The 19,260-nt window shown below is 41.9% G+C and carries 22 protein-coding genes; 1 reads left to right on the plus strand and 21 read right to left on the minus strand.

Translation table 11 applies throughout. The annotated features are described in order from the left end of the window. Positions 1 to 149 precede the first annotated feature (149 nt). The 3 genes from ACVRYP_RS08100 to ACVRYP_RS08110 all read right to left on the minus strand — a co-directional run bounded on the left by ACVRYP_RS08100 (position 150) and on the right by ACVRYP_RS08110 (position 2,153). The gene (locus tag ACVRYP_RS08100) at positions 150 to 875 is read right to left on the minus strand and encodes a MerR family transcriptional regulator (protein ID WP_447468228.1); all 726 of its coding nucleotides are present in this window, start codon (positions 873 to 875) and stop codon (positions 150 to 152) included. Between the two features lie 132 nt (positions 876 to 1,007). Further along, the gene (locus ACVRYP_RS08105; protein ID WP_447468229.1) at positions 1,008 to 1,595 is read right to left on the minus strand and encodes a 3'-5' exonuclease; all 588 of its coding nucleotides are present in this window, start codon (positions 1,593 to 1,595) and stop codon (positions 1,008 to 1,010) included. A 39-nt stretch (positions 1,596 to 1,634) separates the two neighbouring features. Then, complete coding sequence (locus tag ACVRYP_RS08110) at positions 1,635 to 2,153, minus strand: DUF536 domain-containing protein (RefSeq protein WP_447468230.1); 519 nt, start codon at positions 2,151 to 2,153, stop codon at positions 1,635 to 1,637. 103 nt (positions 2,154 to 2,256) lie between these two features. On the opposite strand from ACVRYP_RS08110, the gene aao reads away from it, so the two are divergent. Further along, positions 2,257 to 3,429 carry an aminoacetone oxidase gene (gene aao, locus ACVRYP_RS08115; RefSeq protein ID WP_447468231.1) on the plus strand — a complete coding sequence of 391 codons (1,173 nt, stop codon included), beginning with the start codon at positions 2,257 to 2,259 and terminating at the stop codon, positions 3,427 to 3,429. Positions 3,430 to 3,540: 111 nt separating this feature from the next. Here the strand turns inward: aao and ACVRYP_RS08120 are convergent, their stop codons facing one another. The 18 genes from ACVRYP_RS08120 to rpoC form a co-directional block, all read right to left on the minus strand. Further along, entirely contained in the window at positions 3,541 to 4,731 is a 1,191-nt protein-coding gene (locus ACVRYP_RS08120; RefSeq protein ID WP_447468232.1) for an acetate kinase, read from the minus strand. Between the two features lie 54 nt (positions 4,732 to 4,785). Continuing rightward, positions 4,786 to 5,739, minus strand: a complete 954-nt coding sequence (locus tag ACVRYP_RS08125) for a class I SAM-dependent methyltransferase (RefSeq protein ID WP_447468233.1) — start codon at positions 5,737 to 5,739, stop codon at positions 4,786 to 4,788. Between the two features lie 19 nt (positions 5,740 to 5,758). Further along, positions 5,759 to 6,322 carry a competence type IV pilus minor pilin ComGG gene (comGG, locus tag ACVRYP_RS08130; RefSeq protein WP_447468234.1) on the minus strand — a complete coding sequence of 188 codons (564 nt, stop codon included), beginning with the start codon at positions 6,320 to 6,322 and terminating at the stop codon, positions 5,759 to 5,761. After that, on the minus strand, positions 6,300 to 6,743 hold the full coding sequence (gene comGF / locus ACVRYP_RS08135; protein ID WP_447468235.1) for a competence type IV pilus minor pilin ComGF: 444 nt from the start codon (positions 6,741 to 6,743) through the stop codon (positions 6,300 to 6,302). Before comGF ends, comGG begins: the two co-directional genes overlap by 23 nt. Continuing rightward, a complete protein-coding gene (gene comGE / locus ACVRYP_RS08140; RefSeq protein ID WP_447468236.1) occupies positions 6,721 to 7,014 on the minus strand; it encodes a competence type IV pilus minor pilin ComGE in 294 nt (97 codons plus the stop codon). The genes comGF and comGE overlap by 23 nt, the downstream gene beginning before the upstream one ends. Next, positions 6,986 to 7,435: a competence type IV pilus minor pilin ComGD gene (gene comGD, locus ACVRYP_RS08145; protein ID WP_447468237.1), complete on the minus strand. Its 450-nt coding sequence runs from the start codon at positions 7,433 to 7,435 to the stop codon at positions 6,986 to 6,988. The genes comGE and comGD overlap by 29 nt, the downstream gene beginning before the upstream one ends. Continuing rightward, positions 7,392 to 7,697: a competence type IV pilus major pilin ComGC gene (gene comGC / locus ACVRYP_RS08150; RefSeq protein ID WP_447468238.1), complete on the minus strand. Its 306-nt coding sequence runs from the start codon at positions 7,695 to 7,697 to the stop codon at positions 7,392 to 7,394. Before comGC ends, comGD begins: the two co-directional genes overlap by 44 nt. Next, positions 7,694 to 8,731, minus strand: a complete 1,038-nt coding sequence (gene comGB / locus ACVRYP_RS08155; protein ID WP_447468250.1) for a competence type IV pilus assembly protein ComGB — start codon at positions 8,729 to 8,731, stop codon at positions 7,694 to 7,696. The genes comGC and comGB overlap by 4 nt, the downstream gene beginning before the upstream one ends. Beyond that, positions 8,661 to 9,602 (minus strand): competence type IV pilus ATPase ComGA, encoded by a 942-nt coding sequence (gene comGA, locus ACVRYP_RS08160; RefSeq protein ID WP_447468239.1) that lies wholly within the window; start codon positions 9,600 to 9,602, stop codon positions 8,661 to 8,663. The genes comGB and comGA overlap by 71 nt, the downstream gene beginning before the upstream one ends. A gap of 168 nt (positions 9,603 to 9,770) precedes the next feature. Beyond that, positions 9,771 to 10,142, minus strand: coding sequence for a DUF1033 family protein (locus tag ACVRYP_RS08165; RefSeq protein ID WP_447468240.1), 372 nt, complete (start codon positions 10,140 to 10,142; stop codon positions 9,771 to 9,773). 94 nt (positions 10,143 to 10,236) lie between these two features. After that, a complete protein-coding gene (locus tag ACVRYP_RS08170; protein ID WP_447468241.1) occupies positions 10,237 to 11,193 on the minus strand; it encodes a cation diffusion facilitator family transporter in 957 nt (318 codons plus the stop codon). A gap of 6 nt (positions 11,194 to 11,199) precedes the next feature. Next, positions 11,200 to 11,838: a DUF4767 domain-containing protein gene (locus ACVRYP_RS08175; protein ID WP_447468242.1), complete on the minus strand. Its 639-nt coding sequence runs from the start codon at positions 11,836 to 11,838 to the stop codon at positions 11,200 to 11,202. Positions 11,839 to 11,841: 3 nt separating this feature from the next. Continuing rightward, positions 11,842 to 12,444: a hypothetical protein gene (locus ACVRYP_RS08180; RefSeq protein WP_447468243.1), complete on the minus strand. Its 603-nt coding sequence runs from the start codon at positions 12,442 to 12,444 to the stop codon at positions 11,842 to 11,844. Positions 12,445 to 12,519: 75 nt separating this feature from the next. Further along, entirely contained in the window at positions 12,520 to 14,274 is a 1,755-nt protein-coding gene (locus ACVRYP_RS08185; protein ID WP_447468244.1) for an alkaline phosphatase, read from the minus strand. A 135-nt stretch (positions 14,275 to 14,409) separates the two neighbouring features. Then, positions 14,410 to 15,240 (minus strand): transporter substrate-binding domain-containing protein, encoded by an 831-nt coding sequence (locus ACVRYP_RS08190; protein WP_447468251.1) that lies wholly within the window; start codon positions 15,238 to 15,240, stop codon positions 14,410 to 14,412. A 51-nt stretch (positions 15,241 to 15,291) separates the two neighbouring features. Further along, positions 15,292 to 15,927 (minus strand): amino acid ABC transporter ATP-binding protein, encoded by a 636-nt coding sequence (locus ACVRYP_RS08195; protein ID WP_447468245.1) that lies wholly within the window; start codon positions 15,925 to 15,927, stop codon positions 15,292 to 15,294. Positions 15,928 to 15,935: 8 nt separating this feature from the next. Beyond that, the gene (locus ACVRYP_RS08200) at positions 15,936 to 16,577 is read right to left on the minus strand and encodes an amino acid ABC transporter permease (protein ID WP_447468246.1); all 642 of its coding nucleotides are present in this window, start codon (positions 16,575 to 16,577) and stop codon (positions 15,936 to 15,938) included. A gap of 320 nt (positions 16,578 to 16,897) precedes the next feature. Then, positions 16,898 to 19,260 (minus strand): DNA-directed RNA polymerase subunit beta' (gene rpoC, locus ACVRYP_RS08205; RefSeq protein WP_447468247.1); only part of this gene is annotated, 2,363 nt, incomplete at its 5' end.

A 19,260-nucleotide genomic window follows, 5' to 3' on the forward strand; every position in this document is an offset into this window, starting at 1 on the left:
CGTCTTATAGTCTCCTCAGTCGACTGACTACCAACACCATCAGCTTCACTTCTAGCTAAAGAAACTCCTCAAAGCTATTTACTGTGACCACTAATAAGACTACTGAAAAAGAAGCTGACGAGATCAGCTCCTTTTTTTAATAATCCCCTTCACACCTCTTTAGCCAATTCCAGACAATAGGATTTGGTTTTGCAGTGGGGGCAGGTTAACATTCGGGTCCTAGGCGTATGACCTGAAATGACAAACGCTTTAAACGATGGGACAAAAGTCTTGTGGCAGGATGGGCAAAGGTATTCAATTTTTGATAGATAATACATTTGCAATCGATAAAGGCTAGCCAAAAAGATCATCAAACTTATCCCCATCACCCAAGGCATGTATCCTGTCTCTGCAAACAGATAATTGACTAAAATAAACATGAGACACATCAAGAAAAGTCCTGATAAAATTCGCCATTGCAGACGACGCCAGTTATCCTTATTTTTCATGAGCCTTGAAATGTCGTTCAAATAGTCTAAGGAGTTGGCCTGATTCCGACTAAGGCTATTTAGAAGCTTTACAGTCCTGTCAAGCTTGGTTTTCTTGTCAGACACTTCTGCCTTAAGACGGCTAATTTGATCTTCTACAAGCATTTCTAAAACCTGACCAGCATTGTCTTCTGCTAGGACTGACCTAATCTGCTCAATCGAGAAATCCAGCTCTCTTAAGAAACAGATGAGTTGCAGGCGTTCCAAATCTGCTTGACTGTATAAGCGACGACCACCTTCAGTTAGGCTGGACGGTTGAAGAATCCCACGCTTGTCATAATATTGAACTGTTCGGACAGAAACCTCTGCTAGCTTGGCCATTTCTCCTGTTGTGTAGGTTAACGACATTTCATCTCACCTCCTTTCTGCCCTTACTATAGCACATGACCTAGGGGCATTAGCAAGCCCTTACCCTAGGGGATTTTTTATTTTTTTGAAAAATCGTATGAACCTTCGTTGACAGCTCTGTCAACATCTCCCTTATTCCCAGAGACTACCCAGGGCAGCAAAGGGATTATCCGTAGTAACCTGCTCTTGTTGAGCCAGATAAGCCTTATTGGCATCCAACTCTAAGAAGGCTTCATAAACCTGAGCTGTCATGCGGGCGTCCTCAAGGCTGTTATGACCGCGACCCTTAATGCCTAAAAAATCTGCGACACTGGTCAATTTCAGGTTAATAATGCCATTGAGGTCGGTGCTCCTGCGCTCAGAGGCCTCATCATAAAGGTCGACTTGATAGTGACCAGTCAAATCTAATCCCTCTTTTAATAGCAAGGGAAGATCTGATTTCTGAGCATTGTAGCCAATTAATGGCAAGTCTCCAACAAAGTCTGCAAATGAAGCCATGACTTCTGAGATTTTAGGGGCAGTAGCAACCTTGTCGGCTGTAATTCCCGTCAAACCATTGATAAAACTTTGTAAGGGCGTGTCTGTATAAACATAGCTGTCAAACTGGTCAACTTCCTTATGGTCAATCATCTTTACTGCTGAGAGTTGGATGATTTCCTCTATACCATTGGCTTGGTTAAATTCCAAATCTAAGGCTATATAGCTTGATAAATCTTTCATTTTAGTTCGCTCCTAAAAAAGACCCTTACGGGCCCCTTCTTATTTACCAAATAGCTTTGCCCAGAACCCTTTCTTTTCTTGCTCCTGAGCTTGAGCTTCCGCCTGGGCTATTACTTGAGCCTGGGCTTCATCCAGCTCCAATTTCAAGGTATCTCGGTCGTTCATGGCCTTGGCTGTCAATTGTTGTTGCTGATCCAATTGCTTATCTTTTTCAGAAATCTGAACATCCTTGATGCGGATTTGCTCGTCTTTAGCAGCGATTTGCTCATCCTTCATTTTGAGTTGTTCATAAAGACGAATAATTTCAGCGTTTTTCTCATCAACCAAAATTTCCATCAATTCCCGCTGCTTGGTCTCTTCACTAACTGGTTCGTCTTCAAAGATAGTTTTTTTATAGTGTTTTTCCAGCTCAATCAAACCAGCTCGGTTAACAACGGTCACTCCCTTGTCATTTTTATCCACAAATTCTTCTGGAAAAGACTTAACCCGATTATTAACGGCCTGCCGACTGATTCCTAAAATATCGGCTAGTTCACTGACGGTTTTTTCTACTGACATATCAATCCTATTCCTAATTTCAAGCTAAATAATATCATCTTTGATAGTATCACATCAGGCCTTTCCTGTCAAATTTTCCAGGGCTTTATGTTAGAATAAAATTATGAAGAAATACGATACAATTATCATTGGCGGTGGTCCAGCAGGTATGATGGCTGCTATCAGTTCAGTTGTTTATGGACAAAACACTCTTTTGTTAGATAAAAATCGGAGACTGGGTAAAAAACTAGCGGGAACTGGTGGCGGTCGTTGCAATGTCACTAACTGCGGAACGCTGGAAGAATTGATGGCTGGAATCCCTGGAAATGGTCGCTTTCTATACAGTGTCTTTTCCCAGTTTGACAACCAGGACATCATCCGCTTTTTTGAAGATCGTGGTGTTAAACTCAAGGAAGAAGACCACGGCCGAATGTTTCCAACTACGGATAAATCGATGACTATCATCCAGTGCTTGGTTGATGAGATGACTAAGCTTGGTGTGACCATCGCCACTCAAGCTGAAGTTGTCTCAGTCAAGCGGCCAGAAGACTGTTTTATTGTTAAAACCAAGGATCAAACCTTTGAAGCCGAGCGCTTAATCGTGACGACAGGTGGAAAATCCTATCCTTCAACAGGTTCCACAGGCTTCGGCCATGATATTGCAAGGCACTTTAAACTAGAGGTCACTCCGATTGAAGCGGCAGAAAGTCCTTTGATGACTGACTTCCCCCACAAAAGACTCCAAGGAATTTCACTGGACGATGTCACTCTGTCCTACGGCAAACATGTGATTACCCACGATCTTCTCTTTACCCATTTTGGCCTGTCTGGTCCTGCTGCCCAACGGATTTCCAGCTTTGTCTCTGGTGGGGAAACTATCTTTCTTGATGTCCTCCCGAACTACTCCAAGCAGGATTTAGACAGTCTCTTAGAGAAAAATCGGGAGAAATCCCTTAAAAATACCCTCAAAACCTTTTTGCCAGAACGTTTGGCCGAGTTCTATTGTGACGACTTGCCAGAAAAAGGCAAGCAGCTCACCCATAAAGAACGTGATTTACTTTTAGATCGCCTTAAAGGTCTCCCCATTCTAGTTACTGGTAAAATGTCCTTACCAAAATCCTTTGTGACCAAGGGTGGGGTAGCCTTAACTGAAATCAATCCCAAGACTCTGGAAAGCAAGAAGATACCTGGTCTTCACTTTGCTGGGGAGGTTCTCGACATCAATGGTCATACGGGTGGTTTCAACATCACTGCTGCCCTTTGTACTGGTTGGGTTGCAGGTTGTGTGCACTATTAATAAGCAAGCAGTTGTTGTGAAGAATTGAATGTTTAAATAAAGAAAAGGGACAAGCCTCCTGATGGTTAACACTCAGAAGGCTTGTCCCTTTTCTTTGTAATAAATGATTCGCTACCCTTTGAGAGCTTCCACATCACGCGCAATAACCAATTCTTCGTCAGTAGGGACGACCAGTACTTTTACACGTGCAGTATCTGTGGAGATAATACCACTGTTCCCAAACACATTTTTATCAGGATCAATGTCCATTCCAAACCAAGACAACTCACTGACAATTTTCTCACGCAAGAGAGTATCATTCTCTCCAATACCTGCTGTGAAAACAAGTGCATCTGCGCCGTTTAGGACCGCCATGTACTGACCGATAAACTTCTTAAGGCGGTCAGCAAACATATCAAATGCGAGCTTACATTTCTCATTTCCTTCAGCCATACCAGCCTCTAAGTCCCGCATATCATTAGTCAATCCAGAAACACCAAGAATCCCTGATTCCTTATTTAAGACATTGACAACTGCCGCTGCATCTTTCAAATCAGGCAATTGTTCAATAAGATAAGGAATAATGGCTGGATCAATATCCCCAGACCGTGTTCCCATCATAGGACCGGCAAGTGGAGTAAAGCCCATAGAAGTATCAACCGACTTCCCTCCATCAATAGCTGTCAATGACACACCATTTCCAATGTGTGCTGTAATCAATTTCAACTCCTCAAGAGGTTTACCGAGGATTTCAGCCGCTTGTTGAGAAACATAGTAATGACTCGTTCCATGAGCACCATATTTACGCACTTGGTAATCTGTGTAGTACTTATCAGCAAGCGGGTAACGGTAGGCCGTCTCTGGCATTGTAGCATGAAAAGCAGTATCAAAGACAGCTACGCTTGTGATATCTGGTAAGATTTCTTTAAAGGCACGGATGCCTGCTGCATTGGCTGGATTATGAAGGGGAGCAAGACTTGATAGTTCTTCAATTTGCTTCAACGTTACATCATCAATCAAAACAGATGACTTAAAGATTTCACCTCCGGCAACAACGCGGTGCCCAACACCTGTAATTTCTGAGAAATCTGAGATAATCTCGAAGCGTTTCAAATCATTCAACAAAAGCTGTACAGCAACTGTATGATCCTTAATAGACAAGGTTTGAGATTCGGAACGGCCATTAAATTTAACAGTTGAAACCGCATCCTCAAGACCGATACGCTCGATTATCCCTTTGGCCAAAACAGTTTCTTCAGGCATTTGATAGAGCTGCCATTTTAAGCTTGATGATCCAGCGTTTATTGCAATTGTTTTTGACATTGATATTTCCCCTTTTTTATTTAAAGCGTTTCCACCATTATACCAGATTCTATCCTAATTTGCATATTCTAAAACCCACTTTTTAAAGACTCGGCTAAAGTTATGTAAGGCTTCAGGATCCTTTATACTCGGCAACGGATAAACAAAAGTCTCTTGAAACTCTGCCTTTGGCTTTTGAAAAACAAAGAGTGATTTGGCCATTTCTTTCTTTCCAAACAGAGTTTCTGGCAGATTAATCATAGCTACCAGTTGTGCCTCCTCCTGAAGCCAGGCCTTTAAAAGGTCACTTTGGGCGCTCGTTAAAAGATTATTAGGTGCTAGGAAAATCGCATAGCCATTGGGTTTTAAATACTTGATAGACTGAGCCATCAAAAGATGATGGGCATAAGTGTGCTCTTCTTTAGATGCCACTGAAAAACGACTGGCAATAATGTCATCTGGATAGTAACCAACTGGCAAATCAGATAGAATAATATCAGAAGGCTTTAGAAGTTGCGGTCGAACCGCATCGCCTTGGACAAAGTGAACTTTCGACTCCATAACATCTGCCATACTAGCAGATAAATCAATCAAGAGATCATCAAGCTCAATTCCTAAATAATCGAGTTCTTTTTGAGTATTATTGAGCAGTGTATTAGCTAAATTTCCAATACCTGAGCCTATTTCTAAAACTTCTAAACGGTTTTTTGAGAATAAGGTTTCAATCACAAAAGCTATTAAAAAACCAAGGCTATCCGGCGTGAACTGATGATTGTACTGTAAAGGCTCAGTTTGATTCAGTTTAATCAACAAAAATTGATAAGCTCTTCGCCACTCTTCATTGGAGAGATCTAATGCTTTTAAATCCCTATTGTTTTTTATAATGATAGCGTCCTGAACGGTCTCGTTTAAATAGGCTAAATTCTGTTCAATCAAGGCATCGTAAGCATTGGTCATCAGCTGATTTTGCAGCAGTTGTACATTTTCTAAAAGCAGCTCAAAAGCTGTTTCAATCTTTTCAAAATCCATAGTCCTATCATATCAAAAATCAATGATTTTCGCTATTGATAGGAAACTGGTACATGAACTCTTGACCAGTCACCAACTGGATTGCCACAGCTAATTGACCTTTTTCAACATGATACTGAGCAACCCCTTGGTCAAAAGTGATCTGCCCGCTTGACGGCCTATCTTTAGAAGGTACTTCTGTAGTCTCCTCCTGATTCACGCTCTTTTTGACTTCTTGCTCTCGCTCTTCTTGATTTGTACTGTCTAAAGGTTCTGGGTCTCGGTTTTGCTCTGCATCGTCCGCTTGGGCATTTTCAATGCTTCTTCCTTTAACAAGGTCTTCATTTTCAGCCAGATTTTCTGTTATGTCCTCCCTTGGCTCTTCCGAATGCTTGCCCTCTTCTTTATTTCCTAGTTCTCCCGCCAGTTTATTCTTGGTATACTGGGCCATGGCATAGGCTGTTAAGGAGTGTGAGTTGGCCTGGTTGGTTTGGGCAAGGGCAACTTGGCGATTGAGGTAAAACTGCAACAAAAGGCTAAAGAGCGCTAACATCAAGAGGGCATAAAGTAGGATTCCCGCCTTAACGGTCTTTTTCCATGGCATGAACAAACTCCTTTTCTAGGCCTGATTCAAAGATAAGGTGAATATGAAGTAGACCGTCTGCCTCTGAAATAGAAGAGCTCTCAATACCTTGTAGCATCGGCTGATAGCCTAGACCAGCCCAATTGGTCTTTCTAAAATCATCTTGACGCGATTGACCAAAAGCCAATTCCTGGTGTCCTTTTTTGACATATATCCGATTATTGTCCACCTTGACCAAGCGACTCTGGTCCAGCTCTTGGCGAAGCTGCTCGGAAAAAATCAACCAATCCTTAGTCGGTTGCCTCACTTGATAAGCAACTTCCTGAGCCAGATGGCGGCTGAGCCCGTCAAAAACCAAGAGGCTACTTGCGATGACTAACAAGGCTACAAGACATTCCAATAAGGTAAAGGCTTTGACCTTACTGCTCACTAATGCTGACAAGTATCTCTCCTTTCTGAAAAATAACCAGACTTTTCTCGTTTTTAGAGATGGTCACTTCTTGATCATTGAGGGTCAAGTGATCTGCTCCTGTTTGCAGGGCCATTTTGGCAACCTGATAGCTTTCTTCCTGCTGGAGATAAGACTCTTGACGTTTTCGACTCGCTGAAATTTCGGTCAGGACCAGTCCCACCAACATAGCAAACAAGGCTGTTGCGATTAAGGCTTCTAAGAGGACATAGCCTCTAATCTGTTGTCTTTTTATACTTACCACTCCCTAAATACAATTGATAATGGACCATTTGGGTCGGTGTTTGAAAGCTGAGTTTTTGGAGAGAATTGTTTCCGCCATGCGTCTCAAATACAACCGACTGATTTGGGCCTGTGATGTCTTCTGGCAGGGTTACTGTCTGGTAGCCATTGGTAATCTGATTAGAAGTTAGTTGTAAAGTCAGCTGTTGATTTTGGGCCTGACTGAGTTGCTGTGTTTCGCGGTAGAGGTGTTCAAATTCCAGAAAAAATAACTGCTGACGTACTTGAGCAAAGACTGGTTTCACCTGAGACGACAGAAGCATCAGCATACCTGTCACCATAGCTAGAACCAAGAGGCTCTCTAAGAGTGTGAAAGCCTTGACCTTGGCTTGCCACCTCTTATTGACCTGAGATGTGTTTGTTATAGGTATCAAGTTGTTCATTGGTGATATAGCCCTCACTTGCTAAGGTTTCAGCACTGGGTTCTCCGGCGTTTGGATTAGCGATGGCATAAAGCTCCTTCTGGCTTTCCACGACCTTGACAATCGCTTGGTTTCCTGTCTTTGTGACACTGTCTTTTTGCTTGGTTAAATTAGGTACAAAAAGCAAGAGTAAGACACTGATAATCAGAAGGACAACTAACATCTCGACCAAGGTAAAGGCCTTGACCTTAACTTTTAAACACTTTTCTTTTAATTTTTTCATGATAAGGGAACCTCCATATTATTATAAATAGGTAAGAGCATGGCTGCATAGATCAGCACGATAATAAGGGCGACAAAGATAAAGACAAGGGGTTGGATCAACTGCATCAGCTGATTGATTTTAGTAAAGAAACGCTCCCAACAATCTTGAGCATAGATAGCTAATTCTTGACCGAGTTTGGATTTGGCTTCTCCGTATTCAATCATGAGAGAAAGCTCCTTTTCAAAAAAAGGATAATCCTTGACTTTTTCGTGAAAACTTTGGCCGTTAGACAGACTTGACAACATATCCTGACCGATTTCAGCAAATAATTTAGAGGGTTGCTCAACCATGATGTCTAAAATCTGAGTCATCTCCAGTCCTTGACTAATCAGATTCCCCCACTCTCTAGCATAATAGCCCGTTAAGTAGAGTCTGACTAAGCGACCTAATCCAGGAAGTTTAGCTAGAAAAGAAGCGACCGGCAGGTGTGAGGTCCGTTTCAACCAAAGCCTCACACAAATCGTCAGTAGCAAGAGGAATAAAGCTGTTCCTAAAAAGAGGGTTGGGAAATGTCCGATTAAGACTGTCGCAACATTGCCATCGGACATTTGGGGCAAGATATAGTTTTTTAGCCCTAGCATGAGCAGAACCAGAAAACTCAGGAGGACAACAGGATAAGTCGCAACCTCGATTAGTTTTTTCTTTACCGTTAAAACTTGTCCTAAATACCCCTCCACTTTCTCCAAACACAAGGAAAGATTGCCATGGAGTTCAGCCAGACTCAGCTGAGTCACCACTTGGTCTGAAAAGCCCAAATATTTCATGATGATTGAAAACGGCTGACCAGCTACAAGTCCTTCCTGCATAACTGCTGTATAAGGATCGCTGAGCAGTTGGCTACGCTTTAGAAAGTCAACAATCTCAGTCAGATTAAAGCCCGAACTAAAGAGATTGTTAAAGAGTGCAATGACTTTTTTCTGCCTAAGCAGTTTTAATTTTTTCACTTTGCCATTGGAGCTCAGAGAGATGTCCTGCTTCAAAAAGCTGATCAATCTGCTGGTTCCACTTGGTCGGTTGGTAATTTTCAAAGTCTTGGTCGGCAAAATCTACGATACCTCCTCCTGCTAATAAGCGTTGATAATAAATGCCCTGAAGGCTATTTTTTAATTCTTCCGAACTGACTCCCAATTCAATCAAGCGATCATAGACACCGCTAATCGATTTGGCGTGGATGGTCGAAAAAACTGTCGCACCTGTCAGACTAGCCCGCATAACGGCACGCGCTGTCTGGGTGTCCCTGATTTCCCCGATAATCAGCAAATCCGGTCGGTGGCGTAAGGATAACTTAATCAAATCATCATAGGTAGACCCAATTGTTTCATTGAGTTGCAATTGAAGCATGTCCTCTTGATTGATTTCTACAGGATCTTCAATTGTAATGACCTGCTGGCCTTGAAAACGGAGGCGAGCTAAATGGTACATCAGAGAGGTCTTGCCGCTCCCAACTGGACCCGAAAAAAGGTATAGCCCTCTGCCTTTCACATCATCTGATAATTTTTTGACATTCTCAAACCAAAAAGACAGGTCTTTATCCAAGTCATAGATAAGTCGGATGACCAAACTCTCATGCCCTTTATAATCACCGACGGTCGACAGACGCATGGATACTGTTCCTTCCCCATAATCATAATTACAGGAACCTAACTGACTGCGGCGCTTCTCACCAACATTCATGCCAGAAACAAACTTAAAGTGCCCCACCATGGCCTGCATCTCATCATAGGGAAAGTCTCCAACGAATTCCCGTTCATCATTTTTGCGTTGATACAATTCATAATGGGTATCCTTAGGTAAAAAATAGAGGTCGCTAATACGATCTTTCACTGCGTCAGCAATCAATTGTTTTGCACGTTCTTGTACCATTTATCTTCCTTTCTAACGTTTGGTTCTCAAAGCTACTCATCATTTTCCTTTTCCTATTGTCCCTCAATCGTAAATATTGGAATTATATCTCATCCATCACTCATCTACTTCTTCATTCGTAACAAAATAAAAAAAGTCGACAAAAAGTCAACTTTTTTAATCAGTATGCTAGGTTTTCTTTTGCAGGCGACAAATTTTAGTCCTAGTTGAAGATTTTGACACATTTTTTAGGCGAGGTGTCACCATTTCAGATACCGTTCTAATTAGCAGGGAATGGAACTGTTGCAAGTTTTCACCACATTCTTCGCACCAACGCTGTTCGTCAGGATTCCAAAAAGCTATCATGGATATGTGGTCTGAATGATCTAATTTTTCCTCTTTTTTGGGAAAAAGTTGCGCAAATTTCTCGCCCTTCGTTTGGTAAAATCTAAACGCTTCATCATAGGAATCGAAAAGTTCAAATCCTACAATGTCTTCTTCCCAGCCCTCTATAAACCACCAAGGTTCATAATCTCCAAATAATTCAATCACTTGATACATGGTCTCATACTCCCTTTATGTATCGTATTATATCTGAAAATTTGAAAAATAGGAAAAAATTTGCTTATGACATCCTTCTTCTAATCCACTTATCTTACTGGTGCCCTTCTAATCGTTGCCTTTTCTCAGGTATTAGCTCAATGAAACTCTGTCTGACATCCAAAGATTCGAGTTGTTCCTTAACCTGCTTTTTCAACCGATATTGCTCCGCTACTGATGTTAGGGCCGTTTCTATTTTTAACCCCATGATGAGCGTTCGTCCATCTGTTGTGATGGGCATTTTCGTTACGATTTGGCTAACACCTGAAACTTTTTCAACCGCTTCATAAATTCTGGTTAATTCTATCGATTTAGGTAATCCTGTAAGGAAAATTTGACAAATATCTAAATAAGTCGGTACCGTTTTAATCAACATTGTCAGCCCGATTCCGATAGATAAGAGTGGGTCTAAAAAATACCAGTCTTTGACTTGTAAGATGAGGGCTACAAGAATAACAGCTATCCACCCTAACACATCTTCTAAAAGATGAAGATTCAACATATTGCCGTTTACTGAATCTTTCCCTCTCAAGACATAGGCAGATACTAAGTTTGCAAAGACCGCTAAGACTCCAACGATAAGCATGCCTTTAGAGTTGACAGGCCAAGGATCTCTAAGAGATAGTAAACCGAACGTTATGGCAATTAGGGAACCTACAATCATCACACTAGATGAAATTAAGGCTCCTAACAGGGAAAAGCGTCGGTACCCCAAAGGGTACTGATCATCTGCTGGTAATCCTGATACTTTTTCAAAAAACCAAGACAGACCAATAGCAATAGCATCTCCTAAGTCATGAATGGCATCTGAAAAAAGAGCTGTCGATCGAAATCGTCCAGCAAAAAAAAGTTCCATCCCAGCAAAGGCCAAATTAATAAGACCAACAATTCCCATTTGCCGACTTATCGATTGGGAGTTATGATCAACTCCCAAATGATGACTCAAATGATGATTATGATGGTGATGACATCTATGGTTTTTTTCCTTATCTTCTAATCTAATACTTAACATCTTTTTCTACCTCTCTCCATCGACAACAGATTTAAACAAGGCTTGTACTTCCTGATCCACCTGACTCGTTAGATGAAGTTGATTCCCTTCTCTTCCTTGGGGTTCTAGCACTATTGGACCTTGACCATTAGCAATTATAAAAAGGTAGGTATGTTTCAACTCCGCAGAAGGATCTTCTTGATTTGAAAAAACAGCTACGATATGCCATCCCGGCTGTTCTGCAGTCTGAGAATAGTGAAAATTCTGAGCCTTGCCATCAACAAGAGTTTGTCCCTTTTCTTGAACGAGGCCTTTAGGCAGTTCTGTCCCTTGCCAGTCGATACCATTCCCCATAAAATATTCTTTATAGTTTCCTTGACCAACAGGTCTATAAGTCATCAACTTTTGCCTAAGATTCTCTGCTTTACTAAGATTCCAAGGTGTATCGGGTGTTGTTTGAGCTGTTTGGTGAACATGACCAACTATTGGTGACTTATTAGTAGTCGATTTTGATGCCAGTGGAAAATGGGTGTGTCCTTGATGTGAAAGGGTCTGCCCGCCTGATTGATTTCCAAGATTTGTTCCAATAATCAGTAGAGATTGGGCGACTGGAAAAAGGAGGAAGAGCCCCTTCACGATAAGCATTAATCTTTGCTTTCTTGCCATTTTTTACTCCGTTTTTTGGTAAACTGCTTCATTATAGAGGGTATACTCTTTCTCATCAAAAATGGAAATACCATAGGCCATCTCATCATCTGTGACCGCTAACTTACGATAAGTTATGCCAGTTCCATTATGGTAAAAAGGATTATGAGAATTGCTAACTAAAATCTGTTTTTTGTAAGCATAATAATCTGTTTTTTGAAGTGCCACATCTAAAGCTTCTGGTGAATAGGCAATGATTCCAAAATAACTGTATGAAAGTTGCCCATACTCCGGTATTGTATTTTGTCCAGCGAAATATTGAGTTCCTGTCTGTTCATCTAAAAAATAGGCAACTTTTAAATAAATGCCCTCAGCAGACTCTGTTTTTTCCAAATCAACCGGTTTTCCATATAAACCTTCTAAGTAAGCATACATGTCTTCATAGCTAGCCAAGCTCTTTTTATTAAATAATTGGTCTGGTAATAAAATTTCTTCTTGCTTGAATACTTTTTTTAAGCTTACCACCTCAGCCTGTTGTAAGCTCTCTTGCGATGACAAGGTGTTTTGAGCCTGTTCACAACCGACCAACATCAATAAAGCAATCCAGACAAATGTAATCTTTCTCACAACTACCTCTCTTTATGAGCAAAAGGGCGGGGACACGTCCCTGACCCTTATGCCTTATTAAATCCCATCCATTGGTTACGATTTTGGTGCAGCAAGACCAACACCAGTTGGTTTAAGACTTTCGGTTTCACCACCATCTGTTGGCCCCGTCACTTTGCCATTAAAGCCCATAGCATCTCCAACACGAATCGCAATGTCGGTATCATCAAATTCACCATCAAACATATAAGCACCTGAACCCATGGCATAAACAGGAACCTTCTCTCCAGAGTGATCCGTTGTAGTCCATGCTAAGCCAGCCTTTTTATTAATGATTCGAGTTGCTGTAATGGAAACTGGTATATAGCCACCATAATTGGTGTTTTGATCTGCAGAATCCTTCTTAGATTCTTCAAAGGCAGCCTTTAGCGCTTCATATTCTTCTTTTGAGCACCGTAAACGATTCTCAGCTTGAACCTTCAAATAGTCTTCTTCTTCAGCATTTGTAATCATTTCTGTTGGTGCATCTGCATCAAGAATCAGTCCAAAGAATTCTTCAATCTTTGGAGCAAATTCTTCAAACGTCATGTTTGGATTTTTTTCCAATTCTGAAGCAACGATATCATTGAAGGCGGTTTGTGATCCTTTCTGATTGGTCAGCAAATCAAAATAAGTTTCATAACCAGTTGATTCATTTCCAATGGTAAAACCACCCGTCGCATGGTCAGCAGTAACAACGATTAAGGTATCGTCTGGATGCTCGTTATAAAAATCAATAGCAACTTGGATGGATTCCTGAAAATCAATAACCTCTTCCATGGTGGTTACACCATCGTTTGCGTGCTCAGCCCAATCGATTTTTCCAGATTCTGCCATCATAAAGAAGCCAGCTGGATTATCCTCCATCACTTCAATGCCTTTAGCCACCATATCACTAAAACTCTGGCTCTGTTCCGTCTTGTCAATAGCATAGGTCATGGCACCGTCATCCTGAAGTTCTTCAGCTACCCAATAAACTTTTTCAGAATTTTTGTCTATTTTTTCAGCATCTGCCGCGGTTTCAACAATTGTATAGCCATTGTCTTTCATGATATCAAAGAGATCTTTTTGATCTTTCTCTTTACCTGTCCGATGCTTTAAAGAGCCGCCTGCAAAATAGTCAAAATTAGTTTCTGCCATCTGAGCACCAATCTCGTAGTAGGAATTACGAGATTCTTCATTGGCATAATAGGCAGCTGGTGTGGCATGGTTCAAGGTTACCGTCGAAAGAATACCGACAGATTTTCCAGCACGCTTTGCTTTTTCAGCAACTGAATCTGCCGCCTTTGAAAAATCTCCGCTTAACCCAACCGTGTTAGTCTGTGTCTTTATCCCCGTCGCAAAAGCGGTTGCTGTTGATGCTGAGTCTGGGATAAAGGAATGGCAGTCAAACTGTGTTTTCAATCCGACAACTGGCATTTCTGTAAAATTCATCCGATCTGGAAAAACTTCTCCTGCATTTGTCCGTGTAAACCCGAGGTAATTTTCCGCTGCAGTAACCGGTGTAACGCCCATCCCGTCCCCTATAAACATAAAGACATATTTGGCTTGGTTTTGATTGACCTTTGAATAATCTTCTGTTTTAGGACGTTCGGTGTCGTACATCTCCACTTCTTTTCCAGCAGCAGTTTCTTTAGCGAGCTCGGCATCATTTGCTACTGCGATATCTAAAGAAGTGTCTGCTACAGTTTCTGTTGTAGTCGCAGAGCCTGCCTTTTCTGTCTGAGAAGGTGTCGCACAAGCTGTCAAAATAAGCGTAGATGACGCTAAAATGATCCCTAGCCGTTGAAGCAATTTTCGGTTGAATGTCATAAGATTCTCCTCATTTTCTTTTTACAAGTGTTAGTTTAATCTATTTATTTCTTGTTTTGATGCATTTGCTGTAAAGAATATGTGAAGTTTTTTACTATATCAAAAAAAAGAGCCTCTTTGAGACTCTTTCTCTACTTATTTGATGTCGTCCGCTGCGACATCCTCACCAAACCATTTATATGAAATTTCGCCGAAAGTTCCATCTCTATAGAGTTCTTTTAGGGCTTGGTTAATCTTGTCCACCAAGGTTTTATCTGCCTTACGAGCACCGACAGCGAAGGCTTCACTGGTGTAACCCGGTACAATGACATTGTAATCATCCAAAATACCTTCCTGAGCCAAGTAATAATTGGCATAAACACGGTCAATCAAAAGACCATCAATCCGTTCATTTTTAAGGTCGATTAAAGCTTCGTTAAAGGTTGCGTATTGATTGGCATCATTGGTAGCCACTAACTCTTTAAGCACACTCGCTTCGTCTGTAAACACTTGATAGCCTGAAGATCCCGCCTGAGCGCCTAAGACCTTGTCCGTCATGCCTTCTGTGTTGGTGATACCTGAGCTTTTTTTGGTCACGAGTACTTGCTCGTTTGCCATGTAATGCTCTGTAAAGAGAACGAGTTCACGACGCGCATCTGTCGCTGTATAGCCATTCCAAATGAGGTCAATATTGCCATTATTAAGCTCTGTTTCTTTTAGGTCCCAATCAATCGGTTGCCATTCAATGGTAACATTGTATTTGTCAAAAACGGCAGTGGCTAAATCAATATCAAAACCGACATTTTCCCCAGAAGTATCTTCATAGCCCATTGGTACAAAGGTATTATCAAACCCAATAGTAATTTTGCCTGCTTGTTCAATCTGCTCCCAGCTATCTGTCTGAGCATCATTCGATGTCTTAGTTCCACAGGCCGCAAGGCCAAGAATGGCTACCAAGGAGGCAGCTGCTTTAAGGATTTTTTTCATCATGTTTCTCCTATTTTTTAAAAGTTTATGTTGTTTTTGCTTAGCTGATCATTAGAAATGTTTTGGCTCGATGGTAATGATACGATCAGCAATTGTTTGCGCAAAAGTCATGTCATGTGTCACAACAATCTGGGTAATTCCTGATTCTTTATTATCAAGAATGAGCCGTTCCACTTCGCGTCTTAATTCCGGATCAAGTGCAGACGTGGGTTCATCAAAACCAATCATTTCTGGTGAAATCATCATGGCTCTAGCCAAGGCAACCCGCTGTTTTTGACCTCCCGATAATGAATAAGGATAGGCCGACGCGTGCTGACTTAGGCCCAAGGTCTCTAAGAGGGCATTCGCACGGTTTTCAGCTTCTTGCTTGGTTTGATTCATCGTCTTCATTGGCGATAGCGTCAGGTTTTCCATTACCGATAAATGCGGAAAGAGCTGAAAATCTTGAAAGACAAATCCTAGTAAGTTAGCCTCTTCCAAGTGCTCTAGAGGAAGCGTTTCCCCATTATAGACTAATTCGCCTGAATCAATCGATTCCAGACCAGCTAGCATTCGAAGTAAGGTCGTTTTCCCACCACCGGACTGCCCGACAATTGCCAATGTTTCTCCAGTAGGAATCTCCAAACTATAATCTGAAAAAATCTGTTTGTCGCCAAATCGTTTTGAAATATGTTTTAGTTCTAACATGATTCCTCCTATTTGTAATAATTATAGCGTTGTTCTACCTTCTTAGAAACCAGTGTTACCACCCCAATCATCAGAAGATAGATGCCCCCTGCAATAAACATAGGCGCAAGACTAGCATCACGGTTAGCTGCTGTTCGACTGGCTAAGAGGAGGTCTCCAACACCCAAAGCATAGACCAAGGCGGTATCTTTGACCAGGGTTATAACTTCGTTAAAAATACTTGGAAGGACAATTTTAATGACCTGAGGAAGGACGATATAGCGAACTGTTTGAAAAGAACTTAACTTGAGAACCTTGGCTGCTTCGTACTGACCAGGTGGTATAGCTTCAATTCCCCCTCGGAAAATCTCTGCAAAATAAGCCCCATAGTTTAAGGTAAAGGCGATAATCGCTGCGGTCATCCGATCAAATGTTATACCGACACTTGGCAGAACATAGTAAACAAAGATTAACTGTAATAATAACGGTGTCCCCCGCATGACTAGGACATAAACTTGTAGGAACCATTGCAAGGGTTTAAAGGCAATTCTCTGTAAAAAGGCTAAGACAACACCTAGAGGAATTGATAACACTAAAACAAGGACAAATAGATGGACTGTGACTCCCGCTCCTTTTAGCAGGTTGGGCAAGACCTCTAAAATATAATCCATAATAACCTCCACACAATATTGTTTTATTATACCACCTTTTGCATGATTATACTAGGTTTATTTCATAACATTTCCTAAAGAGAAGGTTCCCTTGGTAAAAATGTCTAATTTTTAATGTTTATACTTATTTAAATTAAAAACCTAAAAGCGATTGTCTGCTCAAAGATTTGTTTTTCGTTATTGTATTAATTAAACTGATATTTTTTTGATGACCATTGGTGATTCAGGTTTTGATTTAGTATTAAAAATTAATGACTTATAGTTTTGATTTCTAGCAATTAGAAAAAGCCAGGAAATCAAAACTTCCTGACTTACTCTTTTTATTCGGCTTCTGGACTAACTGCTTCTTCCGTTAGTTCTTCAGCTTCAATCAATTCAACTTCGTTGATGGCCAGTGGCTCGATATTGCGGTAACGGGCCATACCTGTACCAGCTGGAATAATTTTACCGATAATAACATTTTCCTTAAGGCCAAGTAAGTGATCACGTTTACCGCGAATCGCTGCATCGGTAAGGACACGCGTTGTTTCCTGGAAGGATGCGGCTGACAAGAAGGAGTTGGTTTCAAGGGAAGCCTTGGTAATCCCCATCAGAACAGGACGCGCTGTCGCTGGGATACCACCAGAGATAACCACTTCGCGGTTAGCATCTGTAAAATCTGTGATGTCCATCAAGGTCCCCATGAGAAGATCTGTATCCCCTGGATCCATGACACGCACTTTACGGAGCATTTGACGCACCATAACCTCGATGTGTTTGTCTCCAATTTCTACCCCCTGACTACGGTAAACTTTTTGAACTTCAGAAAGAAGGTAAGTTTCCACAGACAAGACGTCACGAACTTCAAGCAAGCGCTTCGGTTGGATAGAACCTTCTGTTAAAGCCTGACCACGGTTGACAGTATCACCAACCTCCACTCGCATACGGGCAGTATAAGGAATAACATATTCCCCTTCACCTGTCTGTCCTGAGATGAAGACTTTTTTGGTACGAGTTGACGCATCTTCTTCGATAGCAGTAACTGTTCCTTTGACTTCTGTAATGACCGCTTCTCCTTTAGGATTACGGGCTTCAAAGATTTCTTGGACACGAGGGAGACCCTGGGTGATATCAGTATTCGAGGCTACACCACCCGTGTGGAAGGTACGCATGGTCAACTGAGTTCCTGGTTCACCGATAGACTGGGCAGCAACCGTACCGACAGCCTCACCCACTTCAACCGCATCATCAGTCGCCAAGTTGATACCGTAACAATGGCGGCAAACCCCATGACGAGTGTTACATGTGAAGACAGAGCGAATGGTCACTTGCTCAACACCAGCTTGGACAATCTGACGAGCAATATCTTCTGTGATGAGCGTGTTAGCACCGATAAGCACATCGCCAGTCTCAGGGTGACGGACTGTTTTCTTAGTGTAACGACCTTGCAGACGTTCTTCCAATGGCTCAATCATTTCCTTACCATCAGTAATTGAGGTGATGTCCAGACCACGGTCTGTGCCACAGTCATCCTCACGGATGATAACATCTTGTGCCACGTCAACCAAACGGCGGGTCAAGTAACCGGAATCGGCTGTTTTGAGGGCCGTATCGGTCATCCCCTTACGGGCACCATGCGTTGAGAAGAACATCTCGAGTACGGAGAGACCTTCACGGAAGTTAGACAGGATTGGCAATTCCATGATACGACCGTTCGGCGCTGACATCAATCCACGCATACCCGCAAGTTGCGAGAAGTTAGAGATGTTACCACGAGCACCGGAGTCCATCATCATAACAATTGGGTTCTTCGGATCTTGTTTTTCAATCAAGCGTTTTTCAAGGATTTCCTTGGTTTCACGCCAAGTATTGGTGACAGCATTGTAGCGCTCTTCATCACTAATCAAACCACGACGGAATTGCTTAGTAATCATGTCCACCTTATCGTGAGCAGCTTCAATCACAGTATCCTTATCCTCAATGACAGGAATATCTGCAATACCAACTGTCAAACCAGCAAGGGTAGAGTGATAATAACCCAAGTCCTTGAGACGGTCAAGAAGAGCTGAGGTTTCAGTGGTACGGAAACGTTTGAAGATTTCTGCGATGATGTTCCCCAAGTTTTTCTTCTTGAATGGTGGATTGATGTCCAATTTAGCAATTTCAGCCTTAATATCATGACCCGGAGTCAAGAAATATTTAGCAGGAACACCTTCGGTTAAGTTAGCGTTCGTTGGCTCTTGCAAGTATGGCAACTCAGCAGGCATGATGGCATTAAAGAGAATCTTACCAACAGTCGTCATTAAGATTTTGTGTTTTTGATCCTCAAGCCATGGCTTGTCAAGACTATCTGTCGCAATACCAACACGGCTGTGCAAGTGCACATAGCCATTGCGGTAGGCCATAACAGCTTCATTAGCATCCTTGAAGACCATACCTTCGCCTTCGCGGCCTTCTTCTTCCATAGTCAAGTAGTAATTCCCCAAGACCATGTCTTGAGATGGGGTTACCACTGGCTTACCATCTTTAGGGTTAAGGATATGTTCTGCAGCGAGCATCAAAATACGGGCTTCTGCTTGTGCCTCTTCTGAGAGGGGCACGTGAATCGCCATTTGATCCCCGTCAAAGTCGGCGTTGTAGGCCTCACACACCAATGGGTGCAGACGAAGGGCCTTACCGTCGATGAGGACAGGTTCAAAGGCCT

The organism is Streptococcus rifensis (genome assembly GCF_053203525.1).